This window comes from Thermococcus sp., assembly GCF_027023865.1.
Classification (GTDB): domain Archaea; phylum Methanobacteriota_B; class Thermococci; order Thermococcales; family Thermococcaceae; genus Thermococcus.
This window is the reverse complement of the sequence record NZ_JALVUC010000011.1, coordinates 90,988-109,788: the sequence shown is the minus strand read 5'-3', so window position 1 is coordinate 109,788 and position 18,801 is coordinate 90,988. Positions and strand designations below refer to the sequence as shown.

General features: G+C 52.1%; 23 protein-coding genes. 6 read left to right on the top strand and 17 right to left on the bottom strand.

Features of this window, described 5'->3' with window-relative positions; translation table 11 throughout:
* The 4 genes from MV421_RS03665 to MV421_RS03650 all read right to left on the bottom strand — a co-directional run.
* Positions 1-374 (bottom strand): nicotinamide-nucleotide adenylyltransferase (locus MV421_RS03665; RefSeq protein ID WP_297517854.1); only part of this gene is annotated, 374 nt, incomplete at its 3' end.
* Positions 367-729 (bottom strand): PIN domain-containing protein, encoded by a 363-nt coding sequence (locus tag MV421_RS03660; RefSeq protein ID WP_297417011.1) that lies wholly within the window; start codon positions 727-729, stop codon positions 367-369. The genes MV421_RS03660 and MV421_RS03665, both read right to left, overlap by 8 nt.
* A gap of 7 nt (positions 730-736) precedes the next feature.
* Positions 737-925 carry a hypothetical protein gene (locus MV421_RS03655; RefSeq protein WP_297517850.1) on the bottom strand — a complete coding sequence of 63 codons (189 nt, stop codon included), beginning with the start codon at positions 923-925 and terminating at the stop codon, positions 737-739.
* A gap of 99 nt (positions 926-1,024) precedes the next feature.
* Entirely contained in the window at positions 1,025-1,804 is a 780-nt protein-coding gene (locus MV421_RS03650) for an S-adenosyl-l-methionine hydroxide adenosyltransferase family protein (RefSeq protein WP_297517856.1), read from the bottom strand.
* A gap of 49 nt (positions 1,805-1,853) precedes the next feature.
* On the opposite strand from MV421_RS03650, the gene MV421_RS03645 reads away from it, so the two are divergent.
* The 3 genes from MV421_RS03645 to pgsA are packed head-to-tail and all read left to right on the top strand — an operon-like array spanning position 1,854 to position 4,566.
* Entirely contained in the window at positions 1,854-3,452 is a 1,599-nt protein-coding gene (locus MV421_RS03645) for a transglutaminase domain-containing protein (RefSeq protein WP_297517846.1), read from the top strand.
* Between the two features lie 4 nt (positions 3,453-3,456).
* Entirely contained in the window at positions 3,457-3,990 is a 534-nt protein-coding gene (locus tag MV421_RS03640; protein ID WP_297417020.1) for a tRNA (cytidine(56)-2'-O)-methyltransferase, read from the top strand.
* A 12-nt stretch (positions 3,991-4,002) separates the two neighbouring features.
* Complete coding sequence (pgsA, locus tag MV421_RS03635) at positions 4,003-4,566, top strand: archaetidylinositol phosphate synthase (RefSeq protein WP_297417023.1); 564 nt, start codon at positions 4,003-4,005, stop codon at positions 4,564-4,566.
* 96 nt (positions 4,567-4,662) lie between these two features.
* Here the strand turns inward: pgsA and MV421_RS03630 are convergent, their stop codons facing one another.
* Positions 4,663-5,370, bottom strand: a complete 708-nt coding sequence (locus MV421_RS03630; RefSeq protein ID WP_297417253.1) for a TIGR02253 family HAD-type hydrolase — start codon at positions 5,368-5,370, stop codon at positions 4,663-4,665.
* A 213-nt stretch (positions 5,371-5,583) separates the two neighbouring features.
* Here MV421_RS03630 and MV421_RS03625 point away from each other — a divergent pair, with 213 nt between their 5' ends.
* Positions 5,584-5,814, top strand: a complete 231-nt coding sequence (locus MV421_RS03625) for a hypothetical protein (RefSeq protein WP_297417026.1) — start codon at positions 5,584-5,586, stop codon at positions 5,812-5,814.
* On the opposite strand, the gene MV421_RS03620 is transcribed toward MV421_RS03625, so the two are convergent.
* Complete coding sequence (locus MV421_RS03620; RefSeq protein ID WP_297417256.1) at positions 5,795-6,364, bottom strand: ASCH domain-containing protein; 570 nt, start codon at positions 6,362-6,364, stop codon at positions 5,795-5,797. The genes MV421_RS03625 and MV421_RS03620 overlap by 20 nt on opposite strands.
* Before the next feature lie 5 nt (positions 6,365-6,369).
* Positions 6,370-6,714 carry an ASCH domain-containing protein gene (locus MV421_RS03615; protein WP_297503258.1) on the bottom strand — a complete coding sequence of 115 codons (345 nt, stop codon included), beginning with the start codon at positions 6,712-6,714 and terminating at the stop codon, positions 6,370-6,372.
* A gap of 87 nt (positions 6,715-6,801) precedes the next feature.
* On the opposite strand from MV421_RS03615, the gene MV421_RS03610 reads away from it, so the two are divergent.
* Positions 6,802-6,966 (top strand): class III signal peptide-containing protein, encoded by a 165-nt coding sequence (locus MV421_RS03610; RefSeq protein WP_297417033.1) that lies wholly within the window; start codon positions 6,802-6,804, stop codon positions 6,964-6,966.
* Positions 6,967-6,975: 9 nt separating this feature from the next.
* Positions 6,976-8,190, top strand: coding sequence for an A24 family peptidase C-terminal domain-containing protein (locus MV421_RS03605; RefSeq protein ID WP_297417036.1), 1,215 nt, complete (start codon positions 6,976-6,978; stop codon positions 8,188-8,190).
* A 151-nt stretch (positions 8,191-8,341) separates the two neighbouring features.
* Here the strand turns inward: MV421_RS03605 and MV421_RS03600 are convergent, their stop codons facing one another.
* From MV421_RS03600 to MV421_RS03555, 10 genes are read right to left on the bottom strand one after another with little or no spacing between them, the layout of a single operon-like run.
* Positions 8,342-8,965: an HAD-IB family phosphatase gene (locus MV421_RS03600; protein WP_297417039.1), complete on the bottom strand. Its 624-nt coding sequence runs from the start codon at positions 8,963-8,965 to the stop codon at positions 8,342-8,344.
* A gap of 40 nt (positions 8,966-9,005) precedes the next feature.
* Positions 9,006-9,656: a protein-L-isoaspartate(D-aspartate) O-methyltransferase gene (locus tag MV421_RS03595; RefSeq protein WP_297417042.1), complete on the bottom strand. Its 651-nt coding sequence runs from the start codon at positions 9,654-9,656 to the stop codon at positions 9,006-9,008.
* A gap of 60 nt (positions 9,657-9,716) precedes the next feature.
* Positions 9,717-11,666, bottom strand: a complete 1,950-nt coding sequence (locus MV421_RS03590) for a hypothetical protein (protein WP_297417045.1) — start codon at positions 11,664-11,666, stop codon at positions 9,717-9,719.
* Entirely contained in the window at positions 11,663-13,396 is a 1,734-nt protein-coding gene (gene flaJ, locus MV421_RS03585; protein WP_297417048.1) for an archaellar assembly protein FlaJ, read from the bottom strand. Before flaJ ends, MV421_RS03590 begins: the two co-directional genes overlap by 4 nt.
* Positions 13,397-13,406: 10 nt before the next feature.
* The gene (locus tag MV421_RS03580; RefSeq protein ID WP_297417051.1) at positions 13,407-15,050 is read right to left on the bottom strand and encodes a type II/IV secretion system ATPase subunit; all 1,644 of its coding nucleotides are present in this window, start codon (positions 15,048-15,050) and stop codon (positions 13,407-13,409) included.
* Position 15,051: 1 nt separating this feature from the next.
* A complete protein-coding gene (locus MV421_RS03575) occupies positions 15,052-15,750 on the bottom strand; it encodes an ATPase domain-containing protein (RefSeq protein WP_297417054.1) in 699 nt (232 codons plus the stop codon).
* Positions 15,751-15,783: 33 nt separating this feature from the next.
* Positions 15,784-16,272 carry a flagellar protein G gene (locus MV421_RS03570; protein ID WP_297417259.1) on the bottom strand — a complete coding sequence of 163 codons (489 nt, stop codon included), beginning with the start codon at positions 16,270-16,272 and terminating at the stop codon, positions 15,784-15,786.
* Positions 16,272-16,796, bottom strand: coding sequence for a flagella (locus MV421_RS03565; RefSeq protein ID WP_297417057.1), 525 nt, complete (start codon positions 16,794-16,796; stop codon positions 16,272-16,274). The genes MV421_RS03570 and MV421_RS03565 overlap by 1 nt, the downstream gene beginning before the upstream one ends.
* A gap of 27 nt (positions 16,797-16,823) precedes the next feature.
* Entirely contained in the window at positions 16,824-18,305 is a 1,482-nt protein-coding gene (locus MV421_RS03560) for a FlaD/FlaE family flagellar protein (RefSeq protein ID WP_297417060.1), read from the bottom strand.
* A gap of 3 nt (positions 18,306-18,308) precedes the next feature.
* A complete protein-coding gene (locus MV421_RS03555; RefSeq protein ID WP_297417262.1) occupies positions 18,309-18,791 on the bottom strand; it encodes a flagella accessory protein C in 483 nt (160 codons plus the stop codon).
* Positions 18,792-18,801: the final 10 nt, after the last annotated feature.

The window sequence follows — 18,801 nt, the reverse complement described above, 5'->3', positions numbered from 1 at the left end:
CTAAACATGGGTTGAACTATCACCTCGTAGCCCTTCTCGCGGAAGAGCTGTGCCACTAGAGAGTTGCCGGTGAAGACGACGTCGAAGCGCGGAATCATGCTGACCACGTAGGTGGCCCATATCGCGTTGAAGTTGATGTCCGGGAGCGGGATGAGGTAGTAGCGTTTTTTGGTTAATCCTGCCTCGTCCAAAGCCCTTATGAGCATCTCCATCCTCTCGCTCGTCGTGAAGGGGTTCTTGAGTGTGTGGCTCGCCTGGGCGCTTCCTATGCCTATTATGACCTCATCAACCTGCGAAAAAACGAATTCCAGCGCTTTTATGTGGCCGTTGTGCACCGGCTGAAACCTACCCACGAAGAGGGCACGTTTAACCATCGGTTTCACCTCCGAATAGAGAAATTCCCTCCGCCTTGGCTGGCCCCTCAAAATCTGAGTCAAGGGTTACCAACGTCAGCTCATAAAACTTTGCAGTGGCAAGAATCAGCGAATCATTTGGGAGAAGCGCGTGCTTTGTCATCAATTCGAAGGCCAGGTCACTTATCTCCTCGGTCAGGGGGACTTCGACGAAATTTTCTCGAAGAAATCTGTAAAGCTTGGGAAGCTTTGCTCTATGAGTCAAAAGTTCCTTTTTGTTGCCCCTCAACGTGAGGTAGCTTTTCCCGGTGATGTTCTCAAGACCGTTCAGCACTTCCCTTGCCCCAAGATTTCCATTCAAGGCCTCAAGAATCACGGAGGAATCAACCAAATAGCTCCTCATACAGCTCCAACCTCATCTCTTTTGCCGATTTTTCTGAGGGCATAATGCCAAAGACATAATCAACGGTGACTGATGGTTTTCTTTTCAGCCTTGAGAGGCTTGTGGAGAGGGTCTTTAACTCCCTCTCAGAGAGCTCCTCAAGCCCATCCGGGACTGAGACCTTCATCATTATTTCCCCCGATTTCTCTCACCATTAAGTTTTTGGATTTAAGGTTGATAAACCTTCTTAACTCAAACTGGTCATGTTCAAAATTTTTGAACTTTTCGTTCAGGATTTTTGAACTAACCTTACCCTCACCTTGTCTCCCACCTTAAGGTCAAGCCTCTCGCCCGCGCTTCCCTGGTTGACCGCTATCTCAAGGTAGTCGTGGCTCCCGGGTAAAGCAAGCAGTTCGCCAGGCTTCACCTGACCATAGGTGTCGTGATAGGGTATTCTAAGGCCAAAATCAGGCAGTTCTACCGCCTTCGGCTTTCCATAGTTCTCAAAGTTAAGGATTACGTTACCAAAGTCGTCCACGTAGATTACACGAAGATGCCAGATGCCGCCTTCTTTCCTCGGCTTCAAATTGAGCTTAACAAGCGAGTCGAGGGGAATCTCACTGGCGAACTCCTCAGGGGAAACGCCTTTCTCAATGAGCGCCCCGGCTGGTCCAAAGACATCCCTACCGTGGAAGGTCGAGCTGATCCTCCAGCCGGTGAACCGCCTGATCTTTTCAAGGTCTATCTCCCAAGCCTTCCTGGGTTTTGTCCACTTCATCGGAAGGGTCGCCAGCCCGTTGTCCGGAGTCACTAACCACTGATCGCCCTCGATGATCACGGCCCTCCTCTCAGTTCCAACGCCAGGGTCGATAACTCCAACGTGGACCGTTCCCTCTGGCGAGTACTTGGCGACCTGCTCCATCACGAAGGAACCCTCGATTATGGAGTGCCTCGTCACGGCGCGGGTAACGTCGACGATTTTTATGTCTGGATTAACCCTGAGCATTGCAGCTTTCATCTCACCCACGTAGGGGCCCCTAAGTCCGAAGTCCGTCGTAAGGATTATCATCTCCATCACCCAAAGCTTATTAACGGTTGGGCTTTAAAGGATTTGGAAGATGGTGATGAAGCGGATACTACTGGCCGTTTCCATACTGTTGCTCGTAATCGCCTCAGGCTGTCTCTTCAGGCCGCCGGCGGAGGTCACATTCTCGCTCGACAGAACCACGGTAACCCCCGGAGGCACACTACACGTTATTGTCACAGTCAACAACACCGGAAAGGTCGGCCTGACGGGTGCGACACTCATAATCAGCAACGGGAACTTTGAGATAATCCAGGAACCCAAATTCCCCGATGTTCTGCCGGTGGGGAAGGTCATACAGCTGGTCTGGATAGTCAGAGCGCCGGTTAAACCAGGTTTATACAACATGAAGCTTTCTCTTGAGCTGACTGACGAGCTGAAGAGAACGTGGACCGGCTTTTACGACCAGTTTCGCGTGGTTGTTTCAAAGAAGACACCCCCTACCGGAGAGGTAATGGTAGGGATAACCGCCCCCGGGAGGATGAATGGGGGAGCTATCTCACCGGTGAAGGTTGAAATAACCAACACAATGAACACCAAGGTGATACTGGAAAACTTAAAGCTTGATCTCCTTCCGGGAATGAATATAACGAGTGCCGGAACGCTTCCGGATGAGATTGGACCAGGCGATACGGTGTCGGTGAGATACGTCGTGAGAACACCCTACGCCTACCGTAACGGTTACATCTCCGCGATCCTCAAGTACAACGTCGGTGGGGTAGACAGGAGCGCTGCCGCGAGCTTTCCGGTGGTGATCGTCTGGGAACCATGGAACACAAACACGAGTACACTTAGGAAGGCCTACGGCTTCGAGTACCACTGGATAACAGACAAGTACCTCGTCGACGGCTACTGGGCGAAGAAATACAACTCAACACCGGACTTTAACAGAGAACTGCTACGCAAGAAGACGCTGGCACTAATACGGGGTGCAACATCGGAGACCCAGGCAGCGGGGCTTATTTATGATTGGATAACCCGCGAGTACACCTTTGGCGGGAATACCACAACCCTAAAACCTTCCGAGATAATGACCAAGAAGAGGATAAGCTACGCGGAAGGCCAGATACTCTTAACCGCGATGCTCCGCTCAATAAACATTCCAGCGAGGGTCGTAACCCTTTACAACGGCACGGACTGCACCATGAGACCAATGACTGAGTTCTACACCTCCGACGGGTGGTATATCATCGACCTAAGACACTCTTTCATCGGCGACATAGATGACTATCTCGCGAGTCCTTACTTCCCGAGGCTATATCAGCTGATAACTGAGAAGGGCTACCGTCTGGTCGCCCAGAGTCCCACCACATTGAAGGGGCACGCACACATCGACGTGACGGGAGATTTTATGGCAAACTTAGAGGACAGATTGATAAGGATAGTGAGTTCAAGACTGAAACCCCAACTGAGGTCTAAGTTTATGATAGTCCTGAACGACATGAACCCCAACGAAAGGCTCTATGCCCTTTTCCTCTTCAGCTCGGCGCCAAACAACGACGCACTAAACGCGGCCTTTGAGGACTTCAGCACGGAGAAAATAGAGCAAAACGTAAAAGCCCTGTACGAGTTCTACAAGGATATGGAATGGAGCGAGAACTTCACGCGCTACTGGAAGATATTCGTGGGGTGATTCAATGATAGAGGTTCTCAGGCTCGGACACAGACCTGAGAGGGACAAGAGGATAACGACGCACGTCGCTTTAACGGCGAGGGCCTTCGGGGCCGATAAAATCATAATCACAGCTGAAGAGGATGAGCACGTTAAAGAGAGTGTGGAGGATGTTGTGAAAAGGTGGGGTGGGACTTTCACCATAGAGTTCAACCCCAGCTGGAAGAAGATACTGCGCGAGTGGAAAGAACGGGGAGGGATAATAGCCCACCTGACAATGTATGGGATTCACATAGACGATGCCCTGCCCATGATAATAAAAGAGATGGAAACTAGAAGAAACCTCCTAGTAGTCGTCGGGGCCGAAAAGGTTCCGAGGGAAGTCTACGAGATGGCAGACTACAACGTGGCCGTCGGAAACCAGCCCCACAGCGAGGTCGCGGCTCTGGCCGTCTTTCTCGACAGGCTTCTCAACAGGGAGGGCCTGAGGAGAGAATTCAAGAACGCAAGGCTCAGGATAGTACCCCAAGAACGGGGAAAGCGGGTAATCGAGATTTAACCGGTGGTCTCAATGGTTCTCAACAACTATCGTGAGAATGTCAGAGGTTACCTTGAGGCGATTGTGGGACCCCTTGCAAAAGCTGGGGTGACACCGAACACGATAACCGTCCTCGGGCTTCTCATAAGTCTAGTGGGCGCGTACCTCTTCTACCTGAACGAGCAGTTCTGGGCGGCGGTGGTTCTACTCATAGGCTCTCTGATAGATGCGCTCGATGGAACCCTAGCAAGGATGACGGGGAAGACGAGCCGCTTCGGGGCCTTCCTGGACTCCACCTCAGACAGGATAAGCGATGGCGCGGTGCTCTTTGGCATAGCCGCCGGGGGATTGGCGGGCTGGAGGATAGCGTTCCTCACATTCATGGGCGCCTACCTGGTGAGCTATGAGCGCTGCAGGGCTGAGCTTGCAGGTTCGGGAAAGCTTGCCATTGGGATAGCGGAGAGAGCCGAGCGTTTGTTAATCCTCATCGGCTTTGCCCTCTTCGGCTACGTTAACTACGGTGTTTATCTTGTTGGAATCCTAGCATGGATAACTGTCCTTCAGCGCATGTGGGTCGCTTACCAGAGACTCAAATGAGAAAGCGGAACTCAGAGGAATAGAGAAACCGGGGGATGACGACAATTTCGCTAGGCGAGGTTTTGCCGATGAAGAGCCCTGCCGTTGCCGACCCCCTCATTTCTCCATTAAGCCCTCGACGATTTCAACGATCCCGCTAAGTTTTGAAACTACGAAGTCACAATTTCCCCAGAGGTTGCGTTTTTTACCATCCGGATCGAGGAGAACGCTGAGCATGCCGACGTTTTTCGCCCCAATGCAGTCTTTAGCAGGGTTGTCGCCAACGTAAATGGCCTCCCCCGGCTTAATTCCAGCTATATCCAGGGCCAGGAGGAAGGGCCTCCCGTGGGGCTTGTAGAAGCCCGCATCCTCACTAGTCGTTATTGAATCAAAGAGGTCGTAAATTCCCAGTGCCCTTAGATGGGCCTCTATATAGTCGTTGTCTGAATCCGTGATAATGCCCACGTGAAGGCCGAGGTCTCTGAGTGCCCGTATCGTCTCTACTGCATCTGGGAAAAGCTCACCGTAGCGGGCGTGCATTTCAAGGCTGATATCCCAGAAGTCTTCGGGAACTGAGAAGCCGTACCTCTCCGCGATCTTCCCCATCGCTTCCGTATCCACATCACGAATTTTAACGTAGGGCTTTCCGGCCAGCTCCTTGAAGAGCGCCGAGCTCTCCCCCTCGTACTCCTCCCAGACCTTGATGTAGTCCAAATCCTCCCTATTCGCTCGCCTGAGCACTTCCCTCACGAGGTTCTGGTGGGTTATGTTCTCCCCGACCTTGGTTATCAGTGTGCCTACGAAGTCAAAGAAGACGGCCTTCATTCCAATCACCTGATCGTAAGTTGGCGGGTAAGGTTAAAACCTCTTCTCCGGCATAATGACAAAATCCTACCGAAGGTCTTTCGGAAATCTGCCAGTGCGATAGAAAAAACTTGGAAAAGCTTTTATCGCACCACGAGGCTCCAGAAACGAAAGGAACGGGGGTGAGGAAAAATCGAGGCAATACTCCTCGTCTGGGGCGTCCGGGACGAGGTTTTGGAAAAGCTCCCCTCCGAAGGATACTGGCTTTACGGGGAGTACGACTTCATAGCGAAGGTGGAGTTCCGGGATGAGTTTGAGATGGATCAGTTCGCGTCCCAGCTCAGGAGAACTATAAATGGAGGGACCTTTAAGCTCATGCCGATTACCCTTTCGGCCGTCAAGAAAAACGTGGAGGGAACGGAAACCGTTTCCATACTCGAATCGCTCAAAGTCTCGGTTCCATAAGGCCCATCCTCTTCAGTTCTTCATAGGCCTTCCTGAGGGCGTCCCTAATCATATATCTCTTGTTCATACCACCGAGCCTGTAGGAGGCCTTCCTGAGGCTTCCCGTTTTGAGGAACAGCTCGATGAGTTTTCTATCCTCTTCGGGGAGGTCAAGATGCTCCAATGCCATCTCCGCTATCTCCACAGGTTTGTTACCCTCGTAGGCGTAGTCAGAGCTCATGACCGGCTTATCAAAGCGCTCAACAAGGCGGAAAACGATGACATGGGCAGTGGAGTCGTCATTGACGTACTTGTAGTGGGTCTTGAGGGCTTGTATAAGCTCATCCCTAGTGGAGAAGCCGTCGAGGAGGGCATCCTCACCGGTCAGCCCCCCCACCGTTTTGGTTTCCACCATCTCTACCACTGCTCTCCCAAGCGCGTAGCCACCGGAGTGGATGAGAACCTCGTCGCCGGGGTGTAATCCTGGCCTCCTGCCGAGCCTCACCGTTGCCCTTTTCTTCCCGCTTAGTATTGCCTCTGCATAGCGTCCGTCGAACTCGAGATGGCGCACAACCATCACCGTTTACCGTTCTCACCAACGAGCTTGAACCTTATTGCGATCACGCCGTAGCGGTTCTCCTTCCACTTTGGATAGAGGTTGCGGAGGCGCTTTACGGCCCTCTCAAAACCCGGCTCGTCTGGGAAGATTCTCTTTATCGGCTCCTCTCGGAGAACCTGGCGGAAGGTCTCGTAGGCCTTAACGTCAGTAACCACCGCGGGAACCTCGTCGTTGAAGATTATCTTGTCGCCGGGGATTATACCCTTAAGCTGCGGGTAGGCGACGCGAACCTCTGTCCTCTTCTTACCAGACTTTATGTAGTCCAGATATTCACCGCGAACACGAAGTCTGTAAACCCTCATCTTTACCACCCTTCAATCCTCATCCCCGCTTAAAAGGCCGACGGAAACTTTAAATCCTTTGAGGTGAAATCCAATCAGGTGTAGAAAATGCGAAGGGCACAGGGGGCGCTCGAGTATCTCTTCATGCTGGCGGCGGTTCTGATTCTGGTAGCAGTAGCCGTAAAGGTAATCATGAACAGCGTTTACGACCTTAACAGAGCAGTGAGCAACTACACGACGCAGGTCAGGAGACAGCTTCTTGAGAACCTGTGAGGTGGAATCATGTGGACGGTTCCGCTCATTCTCGGCCTGTTAGCAGGAGTTTTGACGTCCTACACCGACATAAAGACTGGCTTTATCTTTGACAACCACGCTTTTCCCACCCTTACACTCATCGGGAAGCTCCTCAGCTGGGAGGAGGATGGTGGGGAAGTGGACCTCCCAAAGTGGATAGATAAAATAATAATCCCCACCGCGGAAGGTGGAATCCTCTACTACGCCTACCTTGGACTTAAGGGGGGAAACACCCTCCTCGCACTCTCTGGGGTTATTGGACTCGTCGTGGGTTTTATCCTCGGCATAATGTTCTACTACCTGGGGGCCTGGGCGAGCGGAGACGTTGTGGTTCTCGCCGCGTTTTCGGCGCTCCTGCCCTTTGCACCGAAGACAGCAAGCGTCATCCCCCCATACGGCCGGGCCCTGCCCCTGTACTCCCTCGCGATACTCTTCAACAGCATCCTTGCGGTTTTCCCCTTCATCCTAGTCTACGCACTCGCGGTTCTGGCCATCAGGGGGAAATTCCACGAGCTTGGTGATGTCTTTACAGGTGGCCTGAAGATAACGGCGGAGTTCTGGATCTGGCTCATAGGTATCCTGGGAATCCAAGAGGCGATAGCCACAACCGGCTTCAGTAACTCAGCCACCCTCTGGGTTCTCGGTCTCGTTCTCCTGCTGGTGTTCTCAAAGTTTAAAGCGATTGGAAACGCAGTAGGTATTCTAAGTTTGGCGTATCTGGTTTACAGCAACCCAGTAACGGCCTTCAATGTCTCTTGGAGGATGTTCGTGGTTCTCTACACGTTCAAAGTTCTCATCTCAACCGTTAAGTACCTTCGTACGGAGGTCCTCATGGAGGAAGTTCCCGTTGAAAGGCTTCAGGAGTGGGACATCCTGGGGGAGACCATCCACGAACTCAACGGGGAGATACTGAGGGACAGGGAGGGTGCCTTTGGAAGGTTCAAGCGGGCCATTGCAAAGCTTGACACATCGATACTGAAGCCAAAGCGCGGGAGAGTAATAGCGTCTCCCACTGCCGAAGGCCTGGCGAAGGAACAGATTGAGGAACTCAGAAAACTGGTAGAAGAGGGAAAGCTTGAGAACAGCTTTTTGAGGAAGAAGGCCATGCCCTTCGCGCCGGCACTCTTCATCGGTTTCCTGATGGCTTATTTCTGGGGCGATGTCTTCTGGTGGCTCGTCCTCAGGGTTGCGGGCTTCAGTTAGGCTTTTTAACCTTCTGCTCCTTACTTTAATCACCGGCCCGGCGCCTGCCCTCTCCGGGGAAACGTGAACCGGGGGTTCCGACCGAGCCGACAGGGGGATGACGAGCTTTTGCTTTGCTGACGAGTGATGAGCATGCCCTTCCCAGACCCCGTCACTTCAGGAGGCCGGCTATAATCTCCCCCACTTCCCGGAGGCTCTCGACGTTGTGGTCGCCCTCAACGCCATCGTGGGGTTTTATTGCTATCGCAACGTCTGCCTCCCGGAACATACTTACGTCGTTGTAGCCGTCGCCGACCGCCACCGTTAATTCCGGCCTCAGCTCCTCCTTCAGCTCGCGCAGAATGGCACCTTTACTCTTGAAGTCGACGACTGGGTTAACTTTTCCCGTAATCACTCCGTTCTCGTCGAATATCAGCTCGTTCGCAAAGACATAATCGACGCTGAGCTCCCTCGCTACCCTCCCGGCGAGGCACATAAGCCCGCTGGAGAGAATGGATATTTTAAAGCCGTTCTGTTTGAGAAACTCCACCAGCTCCTCTGCGCCGTCCATATACTCAACTGAGTTCGCCCACTCGAGGATTTCATCCCGCGTGTGACCCCTCCAGAGAGAGGCGTCCAGCTCAGCCCACTCAACGTAGCCTATCTTCCCAGAGAAGAAAAGCTCGGCGTATTTCATACCCTTTTCCCACGTTCCAAAGCGTTTGTGCAGCTCAACCCAGCCTGAGACGGATTTAACGAGCGTCCCCTCGAGATCAAAAGAGATGAGCCTGACCATGTTATCACCTTAAAGAAAGGCTGTCTGAGAGCTTAAAAGCCTACTCCCTCCAGCCGTACTCGCCTATGAGGGGCACGAATGCAACTTTCCCCCAGCGCCTCTTTTTGACCTCGCCTTTCACGGTTTTCTCGACGATGTAGAGGTCCTGCCAGGGGTGACAGCCCCCGACCGGGATTACCAGCTTCCCGCAGGGGTTAAGCTGTTCGACGAGGGGCTCCGGAATCTTCGGCGCCCCCGCGGTGACTATTATCCTGTCGTAGGGTGCCCTCGGCGGGAAGCCCATACTTCCATCGCCAGGGAAGACTTGGACGTTCTTAACTCCTGCCTGCTTGAGGTTCCGTCTGGCAAACTCGACCAGCTCTGGAATTCTCTCGATGCTGTAAACATCGGTCTTAACGATCTCGGCTATTAAAGCGGCGTTCCACCCGCTTCCCGTACCGATCTCAAGAACCTTCATACCAGACTCAAGCTCCGTCAGCTCAAGCATTATTGCCACCATATGGGGCGCGCTTACCGTCTGCCCCGCGGGAATAGGGAGGGGCTCATCAACGTGAGCATAAGCACGATAGCGCTCTTCCACGAAAAGGTAGCGTGGGTGCTTGAGAAAAGCCCTCCTCACCTTGTCGCTCCTTATTATGCCCTCCTCAGCTAGTGTTTCAACCGTTTTCTGCCACAGGGCATTAAGGTCCATAGACGGTACCCCCTATGCCCATCTGCCAAAGAAAATAAAAGGGGAGGGGGCGTGTGGCCGCTACCTACGGGCCTGGTACCATGCCAGCATTACAACGAAAAGGAAACCCAAGACAAAGCCAACACTACCCCAGAGGGCCTTGGAACTCAGAGGAGTATACGGCACTTTGGAGGTGGTTGTGGTAGTTTTGGTAAATGTCCGGGTGGATGTTCTGGTCAGAGTCTCGGTTTTCGTGATTGCTGTAAGATTGGACGTGGCGTTGCAGGACTCGGTGACCGTTTTCGTCTCGGTTACGGTTACAGTGCTGTTATTGGGATGGCTCCCCACGTTTAGAACGATTGCCGTGGAGTTTATAGTTCCTATTGATGTTACAGCTTTGATCTCAAATGTCCTAACCCCATCCATGTAAGGAATGACTTGTAAGGTTAGAGTCGTATTATTCCCCGGAGATAACTTAAGGGGTGCCACCATAAGGCTACCTATTGATACAAAGCCCTTGGACGGCTTAACCGCAACACCCCTGGGAACCTTCACGGTTATATTGGTAGGAACCGAAACGTCACCAGTATTGATTGCAGTTATGGATATGTTAACTGGGTGGTACACCTGAACCCTTTTCGGGGCATTCACAAGGAGTGAATAACTCATTGTTGACGGAGACACCGAAACATACAATTCATTGGAGCGGAACTTCAGAACCGTGAACCCACCACAGGCAAGTTCAAAAGGCGCCACTACCGAGGCCTCCACGTACCCAAGGGTGCCGTTGCCCGAAATCTCCGGTATAAGCGTAACATCGAAGCTCTTGCTCTCACCGGGTTTAAGGTTTTTAATGAACATGTTACCCCCTGAGACAACACTGGCCCCCGCCTCTGGGACGAATTTGAGTGAGATGTTTGAAAGGGTGACTGTGCCAGTGTTTTTGACGGAGACCTTAGCCTTTATTGGAACATACTGCTTGGCACTATTAGTGGATACATCAATGCGGAGGTTTGCAACCTTGGTGACGTTGGGTATGGCGGATTTATCAATGAGGGCAAAGAAGGTCGCCGTACTGTTGGACGAAAACTTCTCAAGTCCAATGGAAACCCCACCATAGTAAAGGAAAGATGAAACAGGACCAAGGGTCAGTTTCCCGCTCTTCAGCACCTGTCCACAGGGATTACGAATCGAAATCTTTGCCCCGCCAAAGTTGTAGTCGTAAGTAACCAGATACGGACCAACCCTCTGGCTCTGGCCGGGAGACAGCTTGAAAACTTCATCAGGTACGGTCTCAATATCAAGGGAGACCCCCCGGAGATTGACTGAGATGTCAGCATACTCAATCCCGACTAAATCTTTAACCTTAACGTGGAACACACCTATGTCCTTCTCATCTCCCACGTCAATAGGGTAGATTCTACCATCGTATGAGAAGTACACCTTCTCGATAAACCCACTGCTGGTATTCTCCACAGTCGCATTAACAAACTTTAGCGTATGACCCTGAACTGTGACGTTGTCACCTCGCTTGATATAACCGTTAAATACCTGCGGGTAAGCGGAGAGGGATACACGAACATGGCCAAACGTGAACTCCTTGGAGATAAACTCTTTGGAAGTGTTATAACCTGAAATCCTCACTTTGGCACCTGACCCACTGACCGAGACGAGGCTTATTGTGTAATTACCAAAGGTTACGTTCTCACCTGGGAACACGTATGGAAAAGTGGCGTTAACAAGAGCTAGAGAACGCCCATCGACCAATGCCCGAATGTAGGTTATGTTTACACCATTGATATAAATTGACTTCCCGGGACCAAGAACAAAATCCTTGAAGGAGGAACCCGTGTAAAGTTCCCCTAAAAGTGAACCGTCTCTGTAGGAGATGTCTTGGAGTTCTACGGTCGTATTACCAATCTTTATGAACCCCGGAACCTCAACCCATCCACTAAAGGTGGATGCAACTACCATCCCGGATATGGAAACAAACAGCATGATGAGTGTCATGAACGCTACGAGCCTTCTCATCCCATCACCCCCAGAAGGTGGAGGAAGAGCTGTGTGGTGGTTCCTCCCCCACCTATGTTCATCATCTTGGCCATCAGCACCTGCCCTAGGTACATTCCAACTGCGAATATCCATGCTAGTATGACGAAATACCTCGCGGTTCCGAGGATGTGTCCACCGTCGGCGAGCTTTATGACCATGGCCGAAAGGAGCGAATGCATGACCATCATGGCAAGCATTAGATACATAAGGAACGTTATTCCCGAAGATGGGATAACATGGATTATGTTCCCTATGTACTCCGAGGGGATGTTCATCTGTGAGAAGAGCTGACTTATTGAGACCGCCACCTGAAAGGACGCTGCAAAGGAGAAGGCAAAGGCCCCCGTGAGTCCATAGATTATGCCGATGAAGCTCGCTATGCTCTGCTGCCTCTTTCTCCTGAGGCGGACGAGCCTCTCGAAGTTCCTGCTTATGACGAGGCCAACGTAGTCAGGCTCAGCACCCATCCTGAGGCTCTCGCGGAATATCTCGGAGAAGATCCCGACCAGCCAGCTCCCAGTTCCGGCTATGAAGAAATCCCATGCCCTATCCCTGTCAACCCGGATTGCAAGGCGCCTGTAAAGGGCCTTGATATCCTCGGTGAGCGATCCGAAGTCGTGGGCACTGAGGTACTTAAGGACGAGAACAAGGGAAGCGCCGCTCGCCGCCAGGGAGGAGCTTAGACTCCTTATGAAAGCTGGAAAGTTCTCATCCTTCCGGAATATTGATGCCTCCTCCTTGCTGACAACGTTCCCAACATAGAAGACGGGCGTAAGAATAATGGCCAAAACGAATGGATCGGGTATGTTAAAGCGAGGTTTTATGGCGATAAAGTATAACAGGGCCACTATAAAGACAGCAAGGAAGGAGTAGATGGCGGCCCTCTTTGTCCTCTCCCTACGCGGGTCGGCTATTCCCTCCCTCACCTGTGCCCATATTGGGTCATCGGGCATCCTGAGCTTAACGATGAGCAGGATTCCTATCTCTGCCGCGAGGGTCATGGCTATGGCATAGAGACCCATAGTGCCAAGGTCAAGGCCGGTGATGAGCGGCCCGATGATAACGAACGAAGCAACGAAAACGACGGAGATGATTATCGATTCGTATATCTCCTTGAAAACGTCAAGGTCATAGAGTGCGCCCTCGTAGAAGGTCTGGTAATCATCCATAACCGTCTGCTGCTCCTGGAACAGATACTCCTTGAGGTCGACACCACTGTCGAGGGAATACGCTAACCTGTCGAGGAAATCGGCGAAAATCTGACTTGGAGTCCTCCTAGCGAGGAAGCGGAAGGCCTCTGGCATCGAGAGGTGAAGCTTATTGACAACGGTGTGAACCTTCTTGAGCTCGCCTGCTATGGATCCGAGCTTGGGATCCTTCGCCAGAACCGCAATGAGGTCAGAACGACCCATCTCGCTCGTGGAGAGAACCGCGAAATATGTGATGAAGTATGGCATCTTGGAGTTGATGGATATCTTCTTCGAATCGGCGGTTATGTAAGGATACACCGCCGCGTATACCATTAGGATAACCGGTATCAGGAAGAGGAGGACCTTAAGCGCTTTAGGGATGTAGATAAACAGTGTCATAGCGCCGACGGCTATGAAGAGGAGGGCCGAGATCCCCATGTAAGGTATGAGTATCTTGTGAATGTACGTCTTCATGTCGAGGTCTGCCTTGGTGAAGATGCTGATCTTCTCCTCTACCATGGGAATCACCTCAGATCCTAAAGCTCAGGCCCTCGATACCCCTCTGATAGAAGGCCTTGATCTCCCTGTAAACGTCCCAGTAGTTCGTTATGCCAAGCTCGACCATCCTCTGCAGGATCCTCGCGCGCAGGAACAGTTCGTTGTATATCTCCTTTGGGTCCTCGTAGCCGGCGATTTCTCCTATTTTATTCTCAAGGATGTATGAGTTGTTGAAACCGCGGAAGATGTGCTTGTCGTTCACCGCGTCCCACTCGAAGACGTTTCTCGTGGCGACACCGCCCAGCTCCTCGTAGTATCCCTCAATCTCGACGACGTTTATCGTCCTCCTCAGGAACTTGCCCTTGACGTAGACCGCCTGCTGGAAGACGGCTATGTTGAGGTTGTCAATGAAGGTTATAGGGACGTTTATCGGGTGGCCGGTGAAACGCTGTATCATCTTCTTGATGTCACCGGCGTGGAAGGTCGACATGACCGGGTGACCGGTCTGCATTGCCTGGAAGGCTATTGACCCCTCAGCACCACGGATCTCACCGACGATGATGTAGTTCGGCCTCGAACGCAGTGCCGCCTTCAGCAGGTCGAAGAGCGTAACCCTACTCTCCTCGGGACCCCTCTCACGGGTGATGAGCCTCTGCCAGACGGGATGTGGGACATGAACCTCCGGGGTGTCCTCGGCGGTATACACCTTCGAACCCGGTTTGATGAAGGGAATGAGCGAGTTGAGGAGTGTCGTCTTACCAGATGCGGTCTCCCCACAGACAAAAACGCTCATCCCGTACTCGAGGGCTATCCAAAGGTAAGCAGCAATCTCAGCGCTTAGCGTTCCCCAGCCGATCAGCTGAACTATGCTTATCGGCGTTGCAGAGAACTTACGGATTGTTGCGCTCGGCCCCTTGATGGATATGTCCGGCGAGTAGATGATGTTAATACGCGAGCCGTCGGGAAGGGCGCCGTCAACAATGGGCGTCCTGTCGCTGACCGGCCTGCCTATGCGCTCGGCCATGTTCTTGAAGTAGTCGGCAAGATTGACGTCGTCGCCAAAGCTTATGTTCGTCGGCACCATTTCAAATATCTTGTGAACCAGGGAGACGTTATTGGCTCCGATGATGTGGATATCCTCAATGTACGGGTCCCTAGCTATCGGCTCGAGGGGACCTATTCCTATGATGTCGCGCTTAATGAGGTAGCGGAACTTCTCCATCTCCTCCTTGGTTATGGTGAACCTCTCACCCTTCCCTAGGAGTCCCCCACCTTTGCCGCCCTTAACCAGCGCCAGAACCGCCTCATCGAATAGGGCATCCAGAAAACGCTCAAATTCCTCCTGTTCGTCTGGGATGTTTCTAGTTGGAGCCAACTCGAGTATCTTGTCACGTATCCTGTTGTACTTCTGTTCCTCTTCCCTGCTCTCAACGCGAGGCTCTATCACGATGTACCTCTTCTCAGCAGTGGCGGGGTCGGCGAAGATGTGGATGAATATAGGATCGCCGACAGGGTAGAGTATATTGGGGTACATTATGTCACTCATGTCCCTGCTGAGCTGGGCGTAGAACTCAGGCATCTTTCCGTACTTCTTCCTAAACTGGTCAACGTACCTTCTGAGGTGCGGGTTTCTTGCCATAGCCTCATCCAGGGTGTCGCTGAACGCCTGTGCCATATCACACCACCGCCGCGATCTCTACTATCAGCCCGACCTTAGGCTCGACGCGGAAGGGAATAATCTTCTGAAAGATACCCTTTGCGTTGTTGTACTTGACTATCGTTGCCGAGTTCTTCAGATCACCACCGAAGACCTTCACGTTGAGGCGAAGGAGCATGGTGGACGCTTCCTCAAGGACGAAGAGGGAATCGCGGTCTATCTCTTCGGTGTTGGCGGTGAGGATTATCACTTTGTCAAGGGAGGCCATCTTTTTGACATAGAGAAGGAAGTCACGAACGGAACCTGAGTCCTGCTCCCTGGAGAGGAGGGACGAGAATGAATCAATTATCATAATGTCCGGTTCCCAGAGACGAGGCTCGCCAAAGAGTCTGCTCAGGAACTTCCTCTTCTCACTCACACCGGTGAGGAGTGGGTAAAGAGAGACGAATATGAGTTTCTTCCGGATTAAAAAAGGGATTATACCATAACCAATGGACTCCATTTGCTTTATGTACTCGACGGTGGTGTACTGACTCGAGATGTAGCTCGCGGTGTAGCCGTTCATGAGGAAACCGTAGAGGAGCCTCTGGACGAAGATGGATTTACCGCTACCCCTGTCGCCTTCGACCAGCATGATGGTGCCGGCGGGTATGCCACCCCCAAGGCGCCTGTGAAGCTCATCGCCCTTGAGTTCAATCTTTAGCAGTTCCTCGACCAAGGTGATCACCCGCTGACAGTGTTATTTTAGGCCTTAAGGCGCCCTAAACACGAAGCTCCTCCTCTCACCATTGCTCAGCACTACCGTCAAGGTGTAGTCATCGCCGCTCGTGAGAGCATTCCCGAGCGTGACGTTCACCGCACCCACTTCATATGGCTGGAGTGTGTTTATCTCGGCCCCGGTTTGAGGGTCGAGGAAAGTCAAGTTAGAGGGAGAAATCATGATCCCATTAAGCAGTACCTGGACGGAGTCTTGACTGAAGGGGAACGCGATTTTGCCTATGTTTTTGATGTAAAACGTGTAGTTAACCGGCTGTGCAGAGAGGTTTGAATGTGGTATGTTGTTTGGATCGTTGATTATCGCGAAGTCGGTCCTGAGCTGATCCGCCAGCAACGTACCCCTGTAATTCATCCCGTGGGCTATGTCTGTTGTGACGTAGGCCAAGGCACCAGCGACGCTCCCGGCAACTATGACTGCAACTATGAACATTATCAACTCACTTGCAGGCCCTCCCGCGGCCATCAGCTCACCTCCGTCGGACATCCATTCTCCCTGTCGGTGATTAACACAGCTGAGCCATTGTAATACCAGCCAATCCTGAGCCAACAACCGTTGTCAAAGATTACTGTCAAGTTATGATGTGTACTGTCTAGGGGGATATTTGTAACATTTAATAACAGAGTATCCCCAGGAAGAACGTATGTGTAATTCTTGAGGAAACCAACGTTATCGTCGCTAACGTTGTATATAGTCCTGTAGTAACCATCATACACAGCACTCCAGCCCTTAACATACATGGTTGAACCATAGTCCTCGATATATAGAGTCACATTATAGACCTTGTCTGTATCATCTATGGATGCCGCTCCTAGAGTCCCATTCAGATCAACTAGGGTGTTAAGCTGCGAAAGCTTAAGGTTATACCAGTCCTCCCGGGCGGCCTGGACGTTTGTGTAACTGTTATCCCAAGCTGTGTAGAGGGTACTTGCAGCTACCAAAAAGGAAATAAAGATTATCGCTGCGCTCGCTGATACACTGAACCCCATTAACCGCCCCTCCCCGTTTATGGTGCTTCAGATACCGTAGAACTCGTCTAGAGTCTTCTCCAGCATCTTGATTTCTCTTTCAAGTTTGTCAAGGACGTTCCTGTTTATCTTAAGCCCCCTAAGCCTCTCGATGAAGAGCAGGCTTATGAGGTGGTCCTGGACGGTGAGCTTCTCAGCAGGCTTCCACTCCGGGTCCCTGTGGTGCGGTCTGGTGCCCTTGGCGTAGCGGAGTAGCTGGTTGAGCACTTCCTCGCTTATCCAACCTATCTCATAGTAGAACTCGAGGACCCTCTCAAGGTTCTGTATGCCTACCCTGTCGATGAGGAATCCGAGCCACTTGAGGGATATCATGGTGGAAACGATATCCTCGGGGAGTTTTTCCAGTCTTGCCTTCTTGGGCTCTTCCTCGAAGAGCAGGTTTGCAATGTCCTCAGGTATCTGTATCTTCTCGGCCATCTCAACACCACCTTCCTCAGTTTTGATTTTCTCCACAGATTCAACCTCATGAGCGGGAACCTCTTCAAGCGAAACTTCCGAAACGTCCTCAGCCTTGGCCACCTCTTCGGGGGCGGCCTCTATTCCCTCAGCCAAGACCTCCTCCGGCAGTTCGGACGAAACCTCCTCAAGGGCTTCTTGTACCTCCTCCATCTCCCCAGGCACCTCGGAGACTTCTTCTGTGGGAACTTCAATTTTCTCTGTCCCGGTTTCGACAGCTTCCTCTTCCGGAAGCTCAACGCTCTCAACTGTGGCTTCCTCAACCTCTGCCTCCTGCGGGACCTCTTCTGCCTTAAGCTCTTCTGTAACTTCAGCCTCTTTGACGGCCGCTTCCTCAGCAGGGGCTTCTTCAGTTGGAACTTCTGAAACTTCACCTTCTTCAGGAGCCTCTACTTGAATGGTTGCTTCCTCTTGGGCTTCCGCAACGGCCTGTTCCGCCGCGGCAAGCTCCTCCTCGCTGACCTCCTCGCCGGCGGCTATCTTGCTCTGGAGTTCCTCAAGCTTCTCCTGGGCCTCTTCAAGCTTCTCTGCCGCGGACTTCTCCTCGACCTTTTCAGCTATCTCCTCCACTTTCCTGTGGAGTTCATCGAGCTTATCTGTAAGCCCGGAGGAAGCCTCCTCCCTTTCTCCACCTCCAAGAAGCTCTTCAAGCTTCCCTATCTTGCTGTGGACTTCCTCAACCTTCTGGGAGACCTTCTCAGCCTTCTTCCCCTGGACTTCGAACTTGGTGCTCTCGAGGGTTTCAACGAGCCTCGTCAGCTGCATGCCGAGGTCGCTGAGCCTCTTGCCAAGCTCGTCAACGCGCTTGTTGAGCTGTTCGTACTTTGTTGCCTGGTTGCCGTAGGTGTCGAGGACCTTCTGAACGATCTTGTCAAGCTGCTCATAGGTGAGGTTGTCCTTCCTGGCGATGAGCTTCTCACGGAGGTCATTGATGACCACCGTTGGGACCTTGCCCTTCAACTCCGCCAGCTTTGCGTTGATGTCAGCCTCTGTAACCAGTCTGGCCATCTCCACGGGTCACACCTCCGCAAGCACCTCGTAGATTATCGAGTCGAGGTCCACGCCGTAGCCGGCGAGCACCTTGATGTCGTTCTTTATCTGCGCGATCTCAAGCTTTAAGTCTTCCAGTTCCTTCCGGAGGTCTTGAATCTCACTGGTGAGCGGGTTTTCCTGGCTCATCTGCTCCTTGAATGGATTTATCTCCTGACTGATGACCTCATAGAGCATCATGACGTCCTTGATGGTCTTGTCGAGCCTGTCTATGTCATCCCTAAGTTCCTGCATCTGCTTCTTTATCGTGTCAATGCTTATCTTTATCCTGGGGATGTCGTTCTCGATCTCCGTTATTCTTTCCTGTATCTGGGTCAGTTGTTCGTTCTCCTCTCTGTTCCCAACTTGTTCCTCAAGCTCCTCCTCGAAGACGGGCTCAGTCTCCGAGGGGGTGGATGATTCTTCCTTGGGTTTTTTCTTGAACAAAGATGAGAGGAAATCAAGTGCCATGGACGCCACC

Coding starts and splice junctions, on each gene's coding strand:
- MV421_RS03595 (WP_297417042.1), bottom strand. CDS start 9,656: ATGGACCTTAATGCCCTGTGGCAGAAAACGGTTGAAACACTAGCTGAG.
- MV421_RS03570 (WP_297417259.1), bottom strand. CDS start 16,272: ATGGCCGCGGGAGGGCCTGCAAGTGAGTTGATAATGTTCATAGTTGCA.
- MV421_RS03630 (WP_297417253.1), bottom strand. CDS start 5,370: ATGAAGGCCGTCTTCTTTGACTTCGTAGGCACACTGATAACCAAGGTC.
- MV421_RS03555 (WP_297417262.1), bottom strand. CDS start 18,791: ATGGCACTTGATTTCCTCTCATCTTTGTTCAAGAAAAAACCCAAGGAA.
- flaJ (WP_297417048.1), bottom strand. CDS start 13,396: ATGGTAGAGGAGAAGATCAGCATCTTCACCAAGGCAGACCTCGACATG.
- MV421_RS03590 (WP_297417045.1), bottom strand. CDS start 11,666: ATGAGAAGGCTCGTAGCGTTCATGACACTCATCATGCTGTTTGTTTCC.
- MV421_RS03605 (WP_297417036.1), top strand. CDS start 6,976: ATGTGGACGGTTCCGCTCATTCTCGGCCTGTTAGCAGGAGTTTTGACG.
- MV421_RS03655 (WP_297517850.1), bottom strand. CDS start 925: ATGATGAAGGTCTCAGTCCCGGATGGGCTTGAGGAGCTCTCTGAGAGG.
- MV421_RS03640 (WP_297417020.1), top strand. CDS start 3,457: ATGATAGAGGTTCTCAGGCTCGGACACAGACCTGAGAGGGACAAGAGG.
- pgsA (WP_297417023.1), top strand. CDS start 4,003: ATGGTTCTCAACAACTATCGTGAGAATGTCAGAGGTTACCTTGAGGCG.
- MV421_RS03580 (WP_297417051.1), bottom strand. CDS start 15,050: ATGGCACAGGCGTTCAGCGACACCCTGGATGAGGCTATGGCAAGAAAC.
- MV421_RS03645 (WP_297517846.1), top strand. CDS start 1,854: ATGGTGATGAAGCGGATACTACTGGCCGTTTCCATACTGTTGCTCGTA.
- MV421_RS03565 (WP_297417057.1), bottom strand. CDS start 16,796: ATGGGGTTCAGTGTATCAGCGAGCGCAGCGATAATCTTTATTTCCTTT.
- MV421_RS03600 (WP_297417039.1), bottom strand. CDS start 8,965: ATGGTCAGGCTCATCTCTTTTGATCTCGAGGGGACGCTCGTTAAATCC.
- MV421_RS03615 (WP_297503258.1), bottom strand. CDS start 6,714: ATGAGGGTTTACAGACTTCGTGTTCGCGGTGAATATCTGGACTACATA.
- MV421_RS03650 (WP_297517856.1), bottom strand. CDS start 1,804: ATGATAATCCTTACGACGGACTTCGGACTTAGGGGCCCCTACGTGGGT.
- MV421_RS03610 (WP_297417033.1), top strand. CDS start 6,802: ATGCGAAGGGCACAGGGGGCGCTCGAGTATCTCTTCATGCTGGCGGCG.